General features: G+C 41.8%; 18 protein-coding genes. 8 read left to right on the plus strand and 10 right to left on the minus strand.

Annotated features, from left to right (window positions below):
- Positions 1–101: 101 nt before the first annotated feature.
- Positions 102–464 carry an outer membrane protein assembly factor BamE gene (locus BIZ38_RS08560; RefSeq protein ID WP_054551724.1) on the plus strand — a complete coding sequence of 121 codons (363 nt, stop codon included), beginning with the start codon at positions 102–104 and terminating at the stop codon, positions 462–464.
- A 41-nt stretch (positions 465–505) separates the two neighbouring features.
- On the opposite strand, the gene BIZ38_RS08565 is transcribed toward BIZ38_RS08560, so the two are convergent.
- Together BIZ38_RS08565 and BIZ38_RS08570 are read right to left on the minus strand one after the other, a co-directional pair.
- On the minus strand, positions 506–832 hold the full coding sequence (locus BIZ38_RS08565; protein WP_138601550.1) for an RnfH family protein: 327 nt from the start codon (positions 830–832) through the stop codon (positions 506–508).
- A complete protein-coding gene (locus tag BIZ38_RS08570; RefSeq protein ID WP_054551726.1) occupies positions 829–1,269 on the minus strand; it encodes a type II toxin-antitoxin system RatA family toxin in 441 nt (146 codons plus the stop codon). The genes BIZ38_RS08565 and BIZ38_RS08570 overlap by 4 nt, the downstream gene beginning before the upstream one ends.
- Positions 1,270–1,402: 133 nt before the next feature.
- Here BIZ38_RS08570 and smpB point away from each other — a divergent pair, with 133 nt between their 5' ends.
- Both smpB and BIZ38_RS08580 read left to right on the plus strand, forming a co-directional pair.
- Entirely contained in the window at positions 1,403–1,882 is a 480-nt protein-coding gene (smpB, locus tag BIZ38_RS08575) for an SsrA-binding protein SmpB (protein WP_063700124.1), read from the plus strand.
- A gap of 265 nt (positions 1,883–2,147) precedes the next feature.
- Positions 2,148–4,673, plus strand: a complete 2,526-nt coding sequence (locus BIZ38_RS08580) for a TonB-dependent receptor (RefSeq protein WP_262387587.1) — start codon at positions 2,148–2,150, stop codon at positions 4,671–4,673.
- A 68-nt stretch (positions 4,674–4,741) separates the two neighbouring features.
- On the opposite strand, the gene BIZ38_RS08585 is transcribed toward BIZ38_RS08580, so the two are convergent.
- Positions 4,742–5,347: a peroxiredoxin C gene (locus tag BIZ38_RS08585; RefSeq protein WP_054551729.1), complete on the minus strand. Its 606-nt coding sequence runs from the start codon at positions 5,345–5,347 to the stop codon at positions 4,742–4,744.
- Positions 5,348–5,626: 279 nt separating this feature from the next.
- Between BIZ38_RS08585 and BIZ38_RS08590 the strand changes: the two genes are divergently transcribed.
- On the plus strand, positions 5,627–6,508 hold the full coding sequence (locus BIZ38_RS08590; RefSeq protein WP_187490129.1) for an NAD-dependent epimerase/dehydratase family protein: 882 nt from the start codon (positions 5,627–5,629) through the stop codon (positions 6,506–6,508).
- A 54-nt stretch (positions 6,509–6,562) separates the two neighbouring features.
- On the opposite strand, the gene fadR is transcribed toward BIZ38_RS08590, so the two are convergent.
- Positions 6,563–7,276 (minus strand): fatty acid metabolism transcriptional regulator FadR, encoded by a 714-nt coding sequence (fadR, locus tag BIZ38_RS08595; protein WP_054561887.1) that lies wholly within the window; start codon positions 7,274–7,276, stop codon positions 6,563–6,565.
- A 232-nt stretch (positions 7,277–7,508) separates the two neighbouring features.
- Here fadR and nhaB point away from each other — a divergent pair, with 232 nt between their 5' ends.
- Positions 7,509–9,089 carry a sodium/proton antiporter NhaB gene (gene nhaB / locus BIZ38_RS08600; protein ID WP_187490119.1) on the plus strand — a complete coding sequence of 527 codons (1,581 nt, stop codon included), beginning with the start codon at positions 7,509–7,511 and terminating at the stop codon, positions 9,087–9,089.
- A gap of 89 nt (positions 9,090–9,178) precedes the next feature.
- Here nhaB and tyrA read toward each other — a convergent pair whose 3' ends face one another.
- From tyrA to ffh, 6 genes are all read right to left on the minus strand, one after another.
- On the minus strand, positions 9,179–10,312 hold the full coding sequence (gene tyrA / locus BIZ38_RS08605; protein ID WP_138601546.1) for a bifunctional chorismate mutase/prephenate dehydrogenase: 1,134 nt from the start codon (positions 10,310–10,312) through the stop codon (positions 9,179–9,181).
- 268 nt (positions 10,313–10,580) lie between these two features.
- A complete protein-coding gene (gene rplS, locus BIZ38_RS08610) occupies positions 10,581–10,940 on the minus strand; it encodes a 50S ribosomal protein L19 (protein WP_054551733.1) in 360 nt (119 codons plus the stop codon).
- 33 nt (positions 10,941–10,973) lie between these two features.
- Positions 10,974–11,741, minus strand: coding sequence for a tRNA (guanosine(37)-N1)-methyltransferase TrmD (gene trmD, locus BIZ38_RS08615; RefSeq protein ID WP_054551734.1), 768 nt, complete (start codon positions 11,739–11,741; stop codon positions 10,974–10,976).
- Positions 11,741–12,274 (minus strand): ribosome maturation factor RimM, encoded by a 534-nt coding sequence (gene rimM / locus BIZ38_RS08620; RefSeq protein WP_054551735.1) that lies wholly within the window; start codon positions 12,272–12,274, stop codon positions 11,741–11,743. Before rimM ends, trmD begins: the two co-directional genes overlap by 1 nt.
- Positions 12,275–12,291: 17 nt before the next feature.
- Positions 12,292–12,540 carry a 30S ribosomal protein S16 gene (gene rpsP / locus BIZ38_RS08625; protein ID WP_054551736.1) on the minus strand — a complete coding sequence of 83 codons (249 nt, stop codon included), beginning with the start codon at positions 12,538–12,540 and terminating at the stop codon, positions 12,292–12,294.
- Positions 12,541–12,780: 240 nt separating this feature from the next.
- Positions 12,781–14,157 (minus strand): signal recognition particle protein, encoded by a 1,377-nt coding sequence (gene ffh / locus BIZ38_RS08630; protein WP_054551737.1) that lies wholly within the window; start codon positions 14,155–14,157, stop codon positions 12,781–12,783.
- 243 nt (positions 14,158–14,400) lie between these two features.
- Here ffh and BIZ38_RS08635 point away from each other — a divergent pair, with 243 nt between their 5' ends.
- From BIZ38_RS08635 to BIZ38_RS08645, 3 genes are all read left to right on the plus strand, one after another.
- Positions 14,401–15,204 carry an inner membrane protein YpjD gene (locus BIZ38_RS08635; RefSeq protein ID WP_054551738.1) on the plus strand — a complete coding sequence of 268 codons (804 nt, stop codon included), beginning with the start codon at positions 14,401–14,403 and terminating at the stop codon, positions 15,202–15,204.
- A gap of 61 nt (positions 15,205–15,265) precedes the next feature.
- On the plus strand, positions 15,266–16,534 hold the full coding sequence (locus BIZ38_RS08640) for an HlyC/CorC family transporter (protein WP_130051057.1): 1,269 nt from the start codon (positions 15,266–15,268) through the stop codon (positions 16,532–16,534).
- A gap of 164 nt (positions 16,535–16,698) precedes the next feature.
- A complete protein-coding gene (locus BIZ38_RS08645; RefSeq protein WP_138601540.1) occupies positions 16,699–17,538 on the plus strand; it encodes a mechanosensitive ion channel family protein in 840 nt (279 codons plus the stop codon).
- The last annotated feature ends 17 nt before the right edge of the window (positions 17,539–17,555 follow it).

Below are 17,555 nucleotides of genomic sequence, written 5' to 3' on the forward strand. Positions count from 1 at the left end.
TGTTAATCGCATTTGTGTAAAAACAATTACTGAAAAGGGTTTTACCTTCAGTGACTAATCGGTATCATGCAGTGTATAAAAAATAAGGATTCAAACAAATAATGCAGTCGTTTAAAACTTTTTCTTTTTGGTTAGTACTTACCCTTACTTTAAGTGCTACAGCAGGGTGTTCAAGCTGGGTTTACCGAATCAACATTCCTCAAGGTAATTTCTTAGAGCAATCAGATGTAGATAAGCTACGTGTTAATATGACGCGCGAGCAAGTACTGTATGTACTAGGCAAGCCAGTCGCTGAAGACTCATTTGATAAAAATACCTGGCACTACCTGTACGTATTCAATCTTGGTCGTAGCAACGAGCAACGTAAATCACTCACTATTAACTTCGAAAACGATAAGCTTGTTTCGTTATCGGGTGACTATGAACAACCTAGCGAATTTAATACGCCGCTTGAACAAGAGTAATAGCAGCGCAAATTATTAAGGGTAGCCTAGGCTACCCTTTTTTATGCCTTATTAAGCGGACGCCCGCCTGTAATTTTATTAGCTCGGCCCTCTTCTTTGGCTTTTTCAGCACGGCGCCTGCGTGCATCCTTTGGATCAGCAATAAGAGGTCGATAAATCTCAATACGATCGCCATCTTTTACTTCTTGATTCAGTTTGCAAGTACGATTCCAAATCCCAAGCGTCAAATTATTTGCGTCTATTTCTGGGCACTTCTCGATAATGCCCGACTTAATCACCGCTTGCTCAGCGGTAGTACCTACTGGCACTTCTACCAATAAACTGGTTGCTGTTGTTGGTAAAGCAAACACCACTTCTACCGTTATCATGGGCGAACTCCGTATACCGTTTTAGCGCGTTGTGTAAATGCATTAACCATGTTCTTAGCCACTTCGTTAAACACTTTGCCAAACGCAAGCTCAATGAGTTTACTGGCAAATTCAAATTCTAGGTGAAGCTGCACTTTACATGCTTTATCGTCCAGCGGTAAAAAGTGCCATTTACCCTGCAACTTTTTAAAAGGGCCATCAACTAAGCGAAGGGCAACCGTTTGTTCGTCAATAAAAGTATTTTCAGTCGTGAACCACTTTTTTAAACCCGCTTTTGAGATCTCCAAACTGGCCGTCATGCCACTGGCTTGCTGAGTAATGATTTTTGCATCTGAACAATGTGGTAAAAACTCAGGATAAGCATCAACATCATTCACTAAATCAAACATTTCTTTGCTGCTATACATTACCAGCGCACTTTTTTCTATCTGCGGCATATTCACTCCCAACTTTGTCGGCGAATTTTAGCAAGCTTTAGCTATTTCCCCAAATTTTAGTGACGCGAAAATTTCTGCAAAGCCTTAAAAAAGCGATGTAAAAACGCTGTTTTTACGTATAATATGGGCCACTATGGCTAAGAAAAAATCATCTAAATCGACAAGTAATACCATCGCGCTTAACAAAAAAGCGCGTCATGAGTATTTTTTACACGATAAGTTCGAAGCAGGGGTTGAACTACAGGGCTGGGAAGTAAAAAGTATCCGAGCTGGTAAAGTAAACATCTCTGAGACTTATATTCACATTAAAAACGGCGAAGCATTTTTACTTGGCAGTCAAATTCAGCCTCTCAACAGTGCTTCTACTCATGTAATCTGCGATCCACTTCGTTATCGTAAGTTACTTTTAAATAAGCGTGAAATCGATCGTCTAATCGGTGCAACAGAACGCGACGGATTTTCATTAATCGCGACTGCAATGTACTGGAAAAAATGCTGGGTGAAGTTGGAGTTCCACCTTGCTAAAGGTAAAAAGATGCACGACAAACGTGAAGACGGAAAAAATAAAGACTGGGCGCGTGAAAAAGAACGCCTGATGAAACATAAAGCTTAATTTATGAAATGAGCCTAACCTTTTTGTTAGGCTCGTACCCCCTACCAGTCCTGACTCTTACCACTTAAGAACCTTAACATCTTAATAAACCCATACTTTTTTGCTATTTCATTCACCGCCATTTACATGGTATCAATCTTTGTCGTGATTAATTCACAACACTTTCACAATTATACAAGGATTGAAATATATGAAGAACACCCATCGCTTTATACAACGACCTCTCTACGCATTTACAGTTGCCGCATTAGCAGGCACCAGTTTTATGTCTGTTGCTGCACAAGAAGATGGAGCTGAAAAGGTCGAGCGTATTGAAGTTACAGGTTCTCGCATCAAGCGCTCGGACATTGAGGGGCCATCACCGGTTCAATCAATCAGTCGTGCAGACATCGATAACATGGGCTACGACAACCTACAACAACTATTAGAGCGTATGCCTGTTGCCGGTAATGGTACTTTTTCTACTCGCGGTAATAACCAAGACTCTACGGCCAATGGTGCTGCAGCAGTCAGTCTTCGTGGCTTAGGCTCTGATGCTACATTAGTACTAATTAACGGACGCCGTGTATCTATCAGTGCTTTTGCAGAAAGCATTACCAATTCATTTGTTGATATCAACTCAATTCCTGTCTCTGCGATTGAGCGTATCGATATTTTAAAGGATGGCGCATCAGCTATTTATGGTTCTGATGCAGTTGCTGGTGTAGTTAATATTATCTTAAAGAAAGATATTAACGGCCTAGAGGTAAACCTTGGATATGGCGGCACTGATGGTCCTAACTACGAAGAAAAAACAGCAAGTTTAGTATGGGGTACTAGTACAGAGAAAAGCAGCGCATCAATTATTATTGATTACTTTAACAACACAGCACTCTCATCTGATGAAATGGGCCGCCTAGGCACTGCCAACCAAGAACCATACGGTGGTATGGATTTTCGCTCATCGCGTGGCTTCCCGGGCTACTTCTATGTAGATGGTGAAAAAACCATTGATCCAGCCTGCCCAGCAGAAAATGCAACCGCAAGTGGCAGCTGCTTATTTGACTACGGCCCGTATGGTTACGTAACCCCAGCATCTGAGCGTGTCGGTGCTATCTCACAATTTGAATATAACTTCGACAATGGTATTTCAGCTTTCTTAGAGGTTGCAGTACAACATAATACGTCGCAAGCAGCAGGTGCACCGACCCCGCTTGATGAAGATGCCGGCCTTACAGTACCTGCAAGCCACCCTAACAACCCGTTTGGCCAAGATATCGAAATTGGTCGCTACAGAACCGTAGATGCGGGCCCACGTCAATGGGATATTGAATCTGATACGCTTCGCTTTGTTGCCGGACTCAAAGGTGAGATCAGTGATTGGAGCTGGGAAGCAGCAGTTCAAAAAGGTCGCAGTGAATCAATGCAAACAGGTAATAGAAGCCAAGGTTGGGTGCGCACTGATTTCCTACAACAAGAAATCGATGCTGGTAATTATAACCCATTTGGTGGCACCTATAATGACCAAGCAGTTATTGACCGTATTACGACAAGCTTAGTGCGTCGTGGTGAGTCTCATATGACCTCATTTGATGCAAATATCAGTGGTGAAGCATTTAGCTTTGGCGATGATGTTGTAATGATGGCTGCAGGTATTGAGTACCGCGAAGAAGATGTGAGCGACATTCCAGACGACCAATTCCAGCGTGGTTTAATTTTTGGTACTGAGTCTGTATCAGCCGCTGCTGAACGCGACCAATACGCAGCTTACATTGAGTTTTCAATTCCGCTGGCTGATAACCTAGAACTGCAACTAGCTGGTCGATACGATGACTACAGCGATTTTGGCTCAACTACAAACCCTAAAGTAGCTGTTCGCTGGGCACCAACTGATTCAATCACTGTTCGTGGTTCGTGGGCTCAAGGTTTCCGCGCGCCTTCACTGGCACAAATTGGTTTAGGTCCGTCTGAAGAAAGTCAATTCTTTGTAGATACTTACCGCTGTCAGGCAACAGGGCTTGACTGTAACGCTCTAGATTACAATATCCAATTTGCGGGTAACCCGAACCTTGAAGCTGAGGAGTCAGAGTCATGGAATGTGGGATTCATTTGGGCACCAACTGCTGAATTTGGTTTCGGTGTCGATGTATGGAGCATTACCCAAGATAATAAGATTGACGAGCAAGAGTTCGGCCCTATCTATGATGAAAACTGTAATGATCAAAACAGCACAGTCTGCGTGCGTTTAGCACCACAAAATGGTCAAAGCTTAGGTGTGATCCAAAAAGTTTATAGCACCTTTGAAAACGTCTCATCGCAAGAAGTATCAGGTGTCGATGTATCGGCTAACTACACACATGCGATGAACGATTACGGCTTCTTAAAATTCAATTTAGAATGGGCTTACCAAAACGAATTTAAGAAAGATGGCCGCGATTACACTGGCGAATATCGTTATCCTGAAAACCGTTGGATTTTCTCAACAAACTGGGAAATGGGTGACTTCAATACCAATGTGAATGTTAGTTACACTGGCGAGTTTGAAGATACGCCAGATATCGACTTTGACGGTAATTTAGACTTTGATAGCAACACATCACGTATGGTTGATTCACAAACGCTGGTTGATTTACAAACAGCGTATAATTTCTCAGAGAAAATCAAACTTTCTGTGGGTGTGAATAACGTGTTTGATGAAGAACCTCCGTTTGCAATCGGTGATGGCGATGGCGACTTATATGGCTATGTATCAAGCGTACATAACCCTCGTGGTCGTTATTTCTATACTAAACTAACGATGCGTTTTAATTAATCTTGTTGTGCTTAAAAACAAAAACCCGCCAATTGGCGGGTTTTTTAATTCTTTAACTAAGGCCTAAATTATAGGTCGCCTTCGTTTTCAGAAAGGAACTTAGCAACACCTTCAGGGCTTGCGTCCATACCTTTTTTGCCTTCAGTCCAACCAGCTGGACATACTTCACCGTGCTCGCTGTGGAACGCTAGCGCGTCAACCATGCGGATCATTTCGTCGATGTTACGGCCTAGAGGAAGGTCGTTAACTACTTGGTGACGTACGTTACCTTCTTCGTCGATAAGGAAAGAACCACGGAAAGCAACACCTGCTTCTGGGTGCTCAACATCGTATGCTTGACAGATTTCGTGTTTAACGTCTGCAACTAGTGCATATTTAACTTGACCAATACCACCGTCAGCAACGGCAGTGTTACGCCATGCATTGTGTGAGAATTGTGAATCGATAGAAACACCAATTACTTCAACGCCACGCTTTTGGAACTCTTCAAAACGCTTGTCGAAAGCGATTAACTCTGAAGGACAAACGAAAGTGAAGTCTAACGGGTAAAAGAAGATAACTGCTTTTTTACCTTTGATAGTTTCTTTTAGGTTGAAGTTTTCAACGATTTCACCGTTACCAAGAACAGCTGCTGCAGTAAAGTCTGGTGCCTGACGGCCAACTAATACACCCATTTTTATCTCCAAATATTTGAGTTTATTTCCAATTGCCTAAGCAATACTCACATAGATATGGTTACTAAAACGCAAAAACCAAGTGTAAGTATTGATAAATTGCAAGATAGTGTAATGAGGTTACAGACAAATGAACAATCGAAAAAAGCGATATGCCTAATCGGAAAAATTGATTTATTAAAATATTACGTAACTCTTGAAGCAAACAATCGCAAAGGGCTGCAAAATCAGCAGCTAAAATCTGATAAAATATGCCGAGCTAAGCAACTAGGTAGAAAAATGAAAGTTTTGATCACAGGTTCAGCAGGTCGGGTTGGCCGTGCAATTTATATCAAGTTAATGAGCAATTATAATGTCGTTGGGATGGATAAAGCGCCCTGCTCTACAGCTGACTTTGTGGGTGATATTCGTGACCAACACTTAATTCAGCGAGCTCTTCAAGACATCGACGTAATAATCCATACAGCCGCTTTACATGCCCCTCATGTTGGCCTGCACTCTGACGACGATTTTTACACTATAAATGTGGAGGCGACAGAACAACTGGCACTGTTAGGTATAGAAGCAGGCGTAAAACAGTTTATTTTTACCAGCACCACAGCGCTCTATGGTTCAGCTTCAACGCCATTAGGTCAAGCGGGTTGGGTAAACGAGGATCTTATTCCAAAGCCAAAATCCATTTACCATAAAACTAAAATTGCCGCTGAAGCCAAGCTTGAAGCTATTTCAATAAAGCACAAATTACCAATCACAGTATTACAGATGTCTCGCTGTTTTCCTGAACCTGCCGATATTATGGCGCTATTTCGTAATAGCCGTGGCATCGACGCTCGCGATGTTGCCAATGCTCATTTATGTGCAATCGAGAAAAAACTAAGTGGTTTTAATCGCTTTATTATTTCAGGCGTTACGCCTTATTCAAAAAAAGATTGCCAGTCGCTTTATAAGCAAGCAGATAAAGTCATTATTGAAAAAATCCCAGCATTAGCAGATGCATTCAAGGAGCGAGGCTGGCTATTACCAACGAGTTTAGACCGAGTATACGATTCAACTAGAGCGCAGCAGCAACTTGGCTGGCATCCCAAACATGATTTTAATAGTGTTTTAGCAATGCTTGATGATGAAAGCGCTGAAGTACTCCCTGTGCTTAAAAGTAACTAACAAAAAACCCAGCTTTTAGCTGGGTTTTCAAAATAGAATATTAATTACGGTCGCTTAGTCCATGATATCTTCTGGCATATCACCACGAATTTGTTGCCAAATTTCACCTGTTTGATGACCATATTTACGCATCATTGAAATCGCACCGTCGTGTTCACGACGCTCTGCCAGTTCTGTTAAATCTTTATAAAATTGACGCGCTAATTCACGAGTTCGAGAATCAGAGAAGTAGTGGCAGCCAATTTTTGAGTAGAAACCTTTAAAGCCATTTAGGATAAGAACGTAAATGCGGTTATTACCCGCAACTGCTAATTCATGGTGAACTTTATAATCGTAATCAGCAAATGCTTGCGCACTGTCTTCTAGCTCTTCACTTTGCGATAAAATTTCAATTACACGCTCAGGAGCAAGCTTAATAGCCGCACGGGTATAAATTGCGCTGATATTTGTGCGTGCAGAAAGTAATTGATCTGTAAGCTCTGGCATTTTGTCTTCATCTAGTCGCGCTAGCGTTTCTAAAATGTTCAGGCCCGAGGTTTCCCAGAAGTTATTTACACGGGTAGGTTTACCGTGCTGAATCGTTAGCCAGCCATCACGGGCTAGACGCTGAAGTACTTCACGTAAGGTTGTACGTGTAACACCTATCAGCTCAGATAATTCACGCTCAGCTGGAAGAATTGAGCCAGGCGGAAAGTCACCATTCCAAATAGATTCAACAATGTATTCTTCAGCAAAACCTGCTGGGCTTTTCGCTTTAAAAATTCTCATTCACTTTCCACTTGAGTTAGCAACTACTTTTACCGCATTTGGTGTTCAACTCACTGATTGTACCAGATGATAAGCAACTAACAAGTAAACTAACTCGGCAGTACATAAAAATCTATAAGATCTAGTTAAATAAATGGCCTTTTGGATTAAAAGTACATCAAATAACAATACTATCGATATAATCAATTTCTATTTATTAACAATAATAACCAGCACTGATATAGGTATGGCCATGCAGCAGCGCGTTTTACCAGCTCTATTTAAAAATTTTTTAGGAACTTCACCAAAGTGGTACAAATACACCATTATTGCGTTTTTACTAATCAACCCGGTGTTATTTCAACTTAATCCTTATCTGGCAGGATGGATATTAGTGTTAGAGTTTATTTTTACACTCGCCATGGCACTTAAATGTTACCCGCTACAACCGGGTGGTTTACTGGCAATTGAAGCATTGTTTATCGGCATGACAACAGCAGGTCAAGTTGAACATGAGATAGTACAGAATATCGATGTGATCCTGTTACTTATCTTTATGGTTGCTGGTATCTATTTTATGAAAGACTTACTTTTATATATCTTTACAAAGCTGGTTGTTTCGGTACGAAGTAAAACCGTATTATCCCTGTCGTTTACGATAGCTGCCGCATTTTTATCTGCTTTCTTAGATGCGTTAACGGTGATGGCCGTTGTTATTGCCGTCGCGATGGGCTTTTACAGTATTTACCACAAGGTAGCATCAGGCAAAGACTCCAGCAGTGAGCATGATATTAATGACGATAACCAAGTTCGCCCAGTCAATCGGCAAGAGCTTGAAGAGTTTCGTGCTTTTCTTCGTAATTTATTAATGCATGCATCCATAGGTACTGCCTTAGGCGGTGTTTGTACTATGGTAGGCGAGCCACAGAACTTGATCATTGCAGAGCGTGCAGGCTGGTTATTTGGCGAATTTTTCTTCCGAATGTTGCCTATTACTTTACCCGTTATGATTGCAGGTATTGCCACTACTTTCTTACTCGAAAAAACCAAAACCTTTGGTTACGGCGCAAAACTCCCTGCCCCCATCCACACGATTTTATCGGATCATGCTAAAAAGCTAGAGAAAAAACGCACTACACGCGACAAAGTAAACCTAGCGATTCAAGCTTTCATTGCTGTTTGGTTGATCATAGGTTTAGCCCTTCACTTAGCCACTGTTGGTTTAATTGGTTTGTCTGTTATTATTTTTGCCACGGCCAGTGCCGGTATTATTGAAGAGCACCAATTAGGTAAAGCATTTGAAGAAGCCCTACCATTCACAGCGTTACTTTGCGTATTCTTCTCAATTGTTGCAGTTATTATCGACCAGCATTTATTTACACCTGTGATCGCATGGGTACTTACTTTCGAAGGTCAGCTGCAACTGGTGATGTTCTTCATTGCCAACGGTATTCTTTCGATGGTCAGCGATAACGTGTTCGTGGGTACTGTGTATATCAATGAAGTGGCTGCTGCGTTACAGGCAGGTCAAATTACCCGTGATCAATTTGACCTATTAGCTGTGGCAATTAACACAGGTACTAATTTACCAAGTGTTGCTACGCCTAATGGACAAGCTGCCTTCTTATTCTTGCTTACATCAACATTAGCCCCTGTGTTAAGACTATCTTATGGACGCATGGTATACATGGCGCTACCTTATACCATAGTGTTGACGATTGTTGGCTTGAGCATGACCTTATTCAGCCTTTCAGATATGACTGACTTGCTGTATCAATGGGGCTTAATCAATCACCATAGCGGTGCGTTACCTGGCTCATTAGGTGGTCATTAAAACGATTATTTAAAACAAAACATTTGAAACTAAAAAGCCCGCTTGATGCGGGCTTTTTTGATAGAGCTCTTTTTTGCTAGATTAGCTGTTTAATCAAGCACTTTCGCGTCGTTTGCTTTGTTGAGTAAGCTGCGGCTTTGCGTTAAGAAATGTGCAGTTGCATCAGAGAAGTATTCTTTTGCATCAGCAAATGCGGCAATCAATGATGCTTTATCCCCTGCTTTTAGCTTTTCTAGCGTGTCTGCAAAAGTATCTTGGTAGTTGGCAAGCAGTGCTTCTACATCGTCGAATTGTGCTAACATTATGTCAGAGTAAAGCTCTGGCGATTGGGCAAATAAGCGCCCGACCATCATTAACTCTAACTGATAAATGGGTGATGAGCAGCTGCGAAGCTCTGCAAGTGTATGGCTTTGCTTGGCAAGAAACTGGCCATATACAAAAGTTGTTAAGTGACGCATAACCTGAATGATCTGCATTGCTTCATCGTGTTTTTTAGCATCCATTTCAACTACTTGGCAGCCCCAAACTTGTAGTTGTGCCATTAACCCTTTAGCTACTTCATGATCTCGCCCTTCACACACGACCACCGTTTGTTTTACCCAATGTGAAATATCTGGGCCAAACATGGGGTGTAAGCCAACTACAGGGCCGCTATGAGCCGCCATAAGTGCTTTTAAAGGTTTTTGCTTAACAGAGGTAATATCAACCAGCAAACAGTCATCATCAAGTGTCGGTAGCGCAGCGACAACTTGCTCAAGTGCATTAATTGGCACACTGACAAGAACCAATTTTGCCCCTTTTAATATCGTCTCACTTTGTGCTTGCTGTGCTTTATCTAAAATACGCACTTCATAACCTGAACGAGTAAATTGTTGAGCAAATAACTGGCCCATGGCACCTTCACCACCCACAATTACAATGGGTGATAATTGGGGTGCAACACAGGCAAGGCTACCTTGTTGGTTTTGATACGCTTCACGCATCATACGACGCAATATATCTTCAACTAACTCAGGGTTAACCCCTTGTGCGACAGCTTCTTGACGACGAGCTGCAAGTAACTCAGCCTCGCGATCTGGGGCATGTAATGGTGCACCGATTTGTTGCTTAATTGCGCCTATTTTTTCTGTAATCCCATTACGCTTTGCCAGTAATGCCACCAATTGCGCATCACATTCATCTATTCCTGCTCTTAAATCAGCTAGATCATTCACTGTTACCACGTTACTACACCTCAAACCCTATAAACGTAAATATTTATATACAAAAAAGTAAAGCTTTTAATACAAATTATAGTAACAGGATAACAGCCAAAGCACAAAGCCCCAACGTTCTTGTAGCATAGCTTATAAAGGGATAAATAGGAGTAAGTAGATAGGTTAGAAGGGAGTATTTCTCAGAGAGGTAAATTATTTTTGTGGTATAAAAACCAAAACGGGTTGCAACCTAAGGCTGCAACCCGTTTTATTTTGCGTTGTAAAACAGCGCGTATTAGTTAAGTTTTTCTCTAATACGTGCAGATTTACCAGAACGCTCACGTAGATAGTAAAGTTTCGCACGGCGAACTGCACCGCGACGTTTAACTGAGATACTATCGATAAGAGGGCTGTGCGTTTGGAATACACGCTCAACACCTTCACCGCTCGAGATTTTACGAACTGTGAATGCTGAGTGAAGACCACGATTACGCTTAGCGATTACAACACCTTCAAAGGCCTGTAGACGCTCTTTGTTACCTTCTTTTACACGTACCTGTACAACTACTGTATCACCAGCGCCGAATGCTGGTACGTCTGTTTTAAGCTGCTCTTCTTCAAGCGCTTTAATAATATTTTGGTTTACTTTTGCCATTATATTTCTCACTTTCCTAGGTGTAACTGTCTTCTAGCCACAAGCTTGTTGGTACTCTTGCTGAAATTCAGCAAGGAGTGCCGCTTGCTCCTCAGTCAGAGCTAGGTTATGCAACAAGTCAGGACGACGAAGCCAAGTTCTACCAAGTGACTGCTTTGTGCGCCACTTAGCGATTTCTTGGTGGTTTCCGCTGAGTAATACAGCAGGCACCTGTTTATCATCCAATGTCTCTGGCCGTGTATAGTGAGGACAATCAAGCAAGCCATTCGAAAATGAATCCTGCTCAGCTGACTGGTTATGACCTAACACCCCTGGTACTAATCGTGCTACTGCATCAATTAGCGTCATCGCGGGTAGCTCACCACCACTTAAAATAAAATCACCAATTGACCATTCTTCGTCAACGTATGATTCTATGATTCGCTCATCTATACCTTCATAGCGACCTGCAATTAAAATCAGCTTTTCTGATTGTGCAAGCTCGCTTGCACCTTGCTGATCTAATTTGCGCCCTTGCGGGGACATATAAATTACTTTTGCACCATCACCTGCCGCTTTTTTGGCGTCAAGGATAGCTTGTTTCAATGGTTCAACCATCATTAACATGCCAGGACCGCCCCCGTAAGGACGATCATCCACGGTTCTATGCTTATCAGTGGCATAGTCACGTGGGTTCCAACAGTTAAAGTCGATTAAACCATTTTTAACTGCGCGACCTGTTACCCCTTGGGTGGTAATCGCATCAAACATGTCCGGGAAAAGGCTTATCACCCCTACCCATAGCGAACTCGTTTGTGACATTAAAACCCTGGGTCCCAGTCTACGGTAATTTCTCTTGCATCATGTTTAACTTCTTTAATAACAGAATCTGTTAAGAAAGGAATTAAACGCTCTGCTTGGCCAAATGCATCTTTTTTGTTTGCTTTCACAACCAAAACGTCATTTGACCCTGTCTCCATTAGGTCATCAACAGTGCCTAAGTTATAACCTTTATCAGTTATAACAGACATGCCGATCAGATCTCGCCAATAGAATTCACCTTGCGGTAATTCTGGTAGCTGCGCTGCATCTACTGAGATTTCTGCATTGGTTAAAGCCATTGCTTCGTCTCGGTCGTTTACTTGCGCAACTTTAGCGATAAAGCCTTTGTTGTGGCGACGCCAGTCGACCACTTCTAAGGTCTGCCATTTACCTTGTTGCCCTATCAACCATGGGCTGAAATCGAAGATCCCTTCGGGATCATCAGTAAATGAATGCACCTTAAGCCAGCCCTTTATACCATACGGGGCACCGAGCTTTCCTACTGTAATATACGAGGTGTTCTCTTGACTCATGGTTACTCTTACGCCTATTAAGCCGCTTTACGAGCGTCTTTAACTAACTTAGCTACGCGATCTGAAAGAGATGCGCCTTGACCTACCCAGTGATCAACACGAGATAAATCTAAACGTACTTTTTCTTCCTGACCAGAAGCGATTGGGTTAAAGAAACCTACTTTCTCGATGAAGCGACCGTCACGCGAGAAACGGCTATCCGCAACCACAATTTGATAGAAAGGGCGTTTTTTAGCGCCACCACGTTGCAAACGAATAGTTACCATACCGTCCTCTACATTAGATTGACTGTTTTCATTAATAAGATTTACTCCCCAATACGGGAAGCTGGGGAATTGTACGAGTTTTTTGCAACATTGCAAGTAAGAACTGCTGCAAAATGTAAGTTTAGTTGATTAAACACTGATCTGGGCTTTAAATCTTACATGCAGCTAACAACTACGCATAAATTATCTACAAAAAAAGGAGCTATATGCTCCTTTTTATACATTTAATAGACAGTACTATTAAAATTTAGGGCCACCACCCATCATCCCTGGTGGTAACATGCCTTTCATGCCGCGCATCATTTTCTTCATGCCACCTTTGCCTTTCATCTTCTTCATCATCTTCTGCATTTGCGTAAATTGCTTAAGCAGTTTATTGATTTCTTGCACCTGAGTACCAGAACCTGCTGCAATACGTTTTTTACGCGAGCCTTTGATGATTTCAGGACGGGCACGCTCTTTTGGCGTCATAGAGTTGATGATGGCTTCCATTTGTACGAAAGTTTTATCACCCATCTGGCCTTTTACAGCGTCAGGTAGGTTTTGCATGCCTGGCAGCTTATCAAGCATCGACATCATACCGCCCATGTTCTTCATCTGACGAAGTTGCTCAGCAAAGTCATCTAATGTGAAGCCATCACCTTTAAATACTTTTTCGGCAACTTTAGCTGCTTTCTCTTTATCTACTTTCATTTCGACTTCTTCGATTAATGAAAGTACATCACCCATACCTAGGATACGAGAAGCAATACGGTCAGGGTGGAATGGTTCAAGAGCATCAGTGCGTTCACCCACACCCATAAACTTAATTGGCTTACCGGTAATATGACGAATCGATAATGCAGCACCACCACGGGCATCACCATCGGTCTTGGTTAAGATCACACCACTTAGAGGAAGCGCTTCATCAAATGCTTTTGCAGTGTTTGCCGCATCTTGACCTGTCATCGCATCAACAACGAATAAGGTTTCGATTGGGTTAATCGCACTGTGAAGTGCTTTGATCTCGTCCATCATGTCGTTATCGACGTGTAAACGACCTGCGGTATCAACTAATACCACATCAATGAATTTCTTCTTCGCGTGCGAAATCGCATTGTTTGCGATATCAACCGGCTTTTGTGAAATGTCACTTGGGAAGAACTCAACACCCACTTCATCAGCCAGTGTTTCAAGCTGTTTGATTGCTGCCGGACGATAAACGTCGGCACTCACAACTAATACAGACTTCTTTTTACGCTCTTTTAAGAATTTAGCTAGTTTACCAACACTGGTCGTTTTACCAGCACCTTGTAAACCCGCCATCATCACTACCGCTGGCGGCTGTGCATTAAGGCTTAGCTCTTCGTTAGCTTCACCCATGGCTTTTTCAAGTTCTTCACGAACGATCTTAATAAAGACTTGGCCAGGGCTTAAGCTTTTTGTTACCTCAACACCTACGGCGCGTTCTTTAACTTGCTTAACGAATTCACGAACAACAGGTAATGCAACGTCCGCTTCCAAAAATGCCATGCGGACTTCGCGTAATGTATCTTTTATATTGTCTTCAGTTAGGCGTCCGCGGCCACTGATATTTTTTAAGGTTTTACCTAAGCGTTCTTGGAGATTCTCAAACATGTAAAGGTTCCGATAAAACGTGTTGCACCTGCAATGTACATAAATCAAACAAGTTTGGTGACAATACAGGCAATATTAAAATTTAATTCCTAGCAGTATACCGTAAATGGTGGTCGACAATACAGTGTTCAAGTGCGCAGTTTGAGTTTCTTTTTACAAACTCTATGCTTTTGCCTTGCTATAAAATACAATGGCATCAAAGAGACAAGGATTTATCGATATAAATTAAGTGGCCAAAACACGATGATTATTAGTTTAACTATTATTGCTAGTTTGTTTTATGTGTTAGCAACGTCACATGTGCTATCACGCCTTTTCCACAAACAAGGTCCAAGCCAAAAACTCACAGTGATTCTTAGCACTGTGGCTATCCTTGCTCATATGCTATTACTGGTTAATTCAGTTTTTCGTGCTGACGGCCAAGATTTAAGTATCGTCAACGTTGCTTTATTAACCTGTTGGGTCATTGTGGTATCGGTGACTGCTGTGTCTCTCAAATTCCCTGCGACTTTATTGTTGCCAGTTGTTTATGGTTTTGCTGCCTTACTGACTCTTGCCAGCTTGTTTATTCCGCATCATGTGATTTTACAATCAATCGATGTCGAGCTTGGTTTAGTTACTCACATATCGTTATCACTGCTAGCCTATTGTGTTTTGATAATCTCAACACTTTATGCAGTCCAGTTCTACTTTATTGATAAGCGCCTCAAACGCAAAGACTTGGCAATTGTACACAGCCACCTCCCTCCTTTAATGGTGGTTGAGCGTCAGCTATATCAATTACTCACGCTGGGTACTATCTTACTGACTTTTGCTCTCCTTTCTGGGTTTATCTTCTTAGAGGGAATGTTTGCCAGTGAGTTTATCCACAAAACAGTCTTATCACTAATTGCTTGGCTCATTTTCACCGTGGTCACTGTAGGTCATTTACGCCAAGGCTGGCGTGGAAAGCCTGTGGTGTTTTCGATCATGATAGCCGCTTTTATCTTGTCACTTGCTTATTTTGGCAGCCGTTTCATCCAAGAAGTGGTTCTAAATAAGTTTTAACTTGACTCAGCAAGCTGTCTCTAGCTTAATATGCACTGATTTATAAAAAAAGGATCCATCCTTGGACGACATATCGACTAGTACCCTGTTTATTATATTGGGATTATTGATACTTATTTCTGCTTATTTTTCTGGTTCTGAAACTGGAATTATGTCAATCAACCGTATTCGCCTGCGTCATCTTGCTAAAGAAGATCACCGTGCAGCGAAGCGCGTCAGCAAACTATTAAGTCGCCCTGACAGACTCATTGGTCTGATCTTAATTGGTAATAACCTTGTAAATATCGCTGCAGCACAGGTTGCAACGATTATTGGTATTCGTTTGTATGGTGATCTCGGTATCGCTATTGCAACCGGCGCGCTAACACTGGTTGTTTTAATCTTTGCCGAAGTAACGCCAAAAACACTTGCTGCGCTCTACCCTGAGAAGGTTGCTTTTCCAAGTTCAATTGTGCTTAAAGGCCTTTTGAAAATCCTTTTCCCGTTTGTGGTTATCGTAAACTGGATGACCAACGGCATGTTACGCTTGTTTGGTATTACCACAGCACAAATTGAAGAGCACAGCTTAAGCAAAGAAGAATTAAAAACTGTGGTGAACGAATCAGGTGCACTATTACCTGCTCGCCACCAAAGTATGCTGACTTCAATTTTAGATTTAGAGCAAGTCACTGTTGAAGATATCATGATCCCACGCAACGAAATTGTTGCTATCGATATCAATGATGACTGGAAGCTTATCAGCCGCCAACTTACTCATGCACAACACACTCGCGTTTTGTTGTATCGTGATCAAATTGATGATGCTGTTGGCTTTATTCACTCACGTGATGCACTGCGCCTATTAACTAAAGAGCAGTTTGATAAACCATCACTGCTGCGTGCGGTACGTGAAATCTATTTTATTCCTGAAGGCACATCACTGAACACGCAACTACTTAAGTTCCAGCAATCAAAAGAGCGTATTGGCTTAGTCGTTGATGAGTATGGTGATATTCAAGGTCTAGTAACACTTGAAGATATTCTTGAAGAAGTTGTGGGTGATTTCACTACAACGCAAACGCGTACACCGAGTGAAGAAGTAACAGAGCAAGATGATGGCTCAGTACTTGTTGATGGCGGTGCTAATATTCGTGATTTAAATAAAGAAATGGGTTGGGAGCTACCGATTGATGGCCCGAAAACGCTAAGTGGTTTAATTGTTGAATACTTAGAGGACATCCCAGACTCAAACCTAAGCTTGCGTATTGCCGGCTACCCTATTGAAGTTATTGAGATAAAAGAAAATATGGTGAAGTTAGTTAAAGTTATTCCAAGTAAACGCACTGAATAGCTTTCAACTTAACCTAAACAAAAGGAGTAGCTTACTACTCCTTTTTGTTACTTATAGCTTAATTACCTCTGAAGATTCACATTTTAAAAGCTAACCCGCACAACCAAACACAAATTCCTCTACTATTATTTTCTTTTGCATATATTGATATAAAAGGGAAAATAATGGACGAAATATCAATCGAGAAAATCTATAACCAAGCCATTGAATTACTGATGCTTTACGGGCCGAAGTTTATTCTGGCAATTTTGGTTCTAATCATAGGTTGGTGGCTAATTGGTCGTATTGCCAATATGGCTGAAAAATCAATGAATAAGGTCAAATTCGAAGTTGGCCTTACGCACTTTTTAGTCTCTTTTATCTCAGTCATTCTAAAAATACTATTACTGATCTCTGTTGCTTCGATGATTGGTATAGAAACCACGTCATTTATTGCAATGCTAGGTGCTGCTGGCCTTGCGGTGGGCATGGCACTGCAAGGTAGCCTTGCTAACTTTGCAGGTGGCGTGCTTATTTTATTCTTTAAACCCTTTAAAGTGGGTGATGTAATCGAAGCACAAGGCTATATGGGGAAAGTTGTTGAAATACAAATTTTTGTCACCGTTTTACTCACCTACGACAATGAAAAAATCATTATCCCTAATGGCACGCTATCAAACGGCTGCGTTAAGAATAAGTTCGCAGAACCTCTACACCGTGTTGCAATCGAATTTGGTATTAGTTACGGAGATGATGTTCATAAAGCACGTGATGTGCTTATGAGCGTGCTTGATGATTATGATTTGGTATTAAAAGACATCGAAGATAAGAAACCATCTGTTCATGTTAGCCAGCACGGTGAAAGCCATATCGGCATGTTGGTATGGGCGTGGGTGGAGTCTGATAACTACTGGCCAGTGTATTTTGGCTTGTACGAGCGAGTTAAAATTGCCTTCGACGCTGCTGATATTACTATTCCATTCCCGCAAAGGGATGTTCATATTCACCAGTTTCCAGGTAAATAAAGAAAAAGAAGCCCGCT

Origin of the sequence: Pseudoalteromonas sp. BZK2 (genome assembly GCF_014349195.1) — a bacterium.
Classification (GTDB): domain Bacteria; phylum Pseudomonadota; class Gammaproteobacteria; order Enterobacterales; family Alteromonadaceae; genus Pseudoalteromonas; species Pseudoalteromonas simplex.

Excerpts from the sequence above, each read along its gene's own strand:
- BIZ38_RS08560 (WP_054551724.1), top strand. The coding sequence starts at position 102 with ATGCAGTCGTTTAAAACTTTTTCTTTTTGGTTAGTACTTACCCTTACT.
- BIZ38_RS08565 (WP_138601550.1), bottom strand. The coding sequence starts at position 832 with ATGATAACGGTAGAAGTGGTGTTTGCTTTACCAACAACAGCAACCAGT.
- BIZ38_RS08570 (WP_054551726.1), bottom strand. The coding sequence starts at position 1,269 with ATGCCGCAGATAGAAAAAAGTGCGCTGGTAATGTATAGCAGCAAAGAA.
- smpB (WP_063700124.1), top strand. The coding sequence starts at position 1,403 with ATGGCTAAGAAAAAATCATCTAAATCGACAAGTAATACCATCGCGCTT.
- BIZ38_RS08580 (WP_262387587.1), top strand. The coding sequence starts at position 2,148 with ATGTCTGTTGCTGCACAAGAAGATGGAGCTGAAAAGGTCGAGCGTATT.
- BIZ38_RS08585 (WP_054551729.1), bottom strand. The coding sequence starts at position 5,347 with ATGGGTGTATTAGTTGGCCGTCAGGCACCAGACTTTACTGCAGCAGCT.
- BIZ38_RS08590 (WP_187490129.1), top strand. The coding sequence starts at position 5,627 with ATGAAAGTTTTGATCACAGGTTCAGCAGGTCGGGTTGGCCGTGCAATT.
- fadR (WP_054561887.1), bottom strand. The coding sequence starts at position 7,276 with ATGAGAATTTTTAAAGCGAAAAGCCCAGCAGGTTTTGCTGAAGAATAC.
- nhaB (WP_187490119.1), top strand. The coding sequence starts at position 7,509 with ATGCAGCAGCGCGTTTTACCAGCTCTATTTAAAAATTTTTTAGGAACT.
- rplS (WP_054551733.1), bottom strand. The coding sequence starts at position 10,940 with ATGGCAAAAGTAAACCAAAATATTATTAAAGCGCTTGAAGAAGAGCAG.
- trmD (WP_054551734.1), bottom strand. The coding sequence starts at position 11,741 with ATGTCACAAACGAGTTCGCTATGGGTAGGGGTGATAAGCCTTTTCCCG.
- rimM (WP_054551735.1), bottom strand. The coding sequence starts at position 12,274 with ATGAGTCAAGAGAACACCTCGTATATTACAGTAGGAAAGCTCGGTGCC.
- rpsP (WP_054551736.1), bottom strand. The coding sequence starts at position 12,540 with ATGGTAACTATTCGTTTGCAACGTGGTGGCGCTAAAAAACGCCCTTTC.
- ffh (WP_054551737.1), bottom strand. The coding sequence starts at position 14,157 with ATGTTTGAGAATCTCCAAGAACGCTTAGGTAAAACCTTAAAAAATATC.
- BIZ38_RS08635 (WP_054551738.1), top strand. The coding sequence starts at position 14,401 with ATGATTATTAGTTTAACTATTATTGCTAGTTTGTTTTATGTGTTAGCA.
- BIZ38_RS08645 (WP_138601540.1), top strand. The coding sequence starts at position 16,699 with ATGGACGAAATATCAATCGAGAAAATCTATAACCAAGCCATTGAATTA.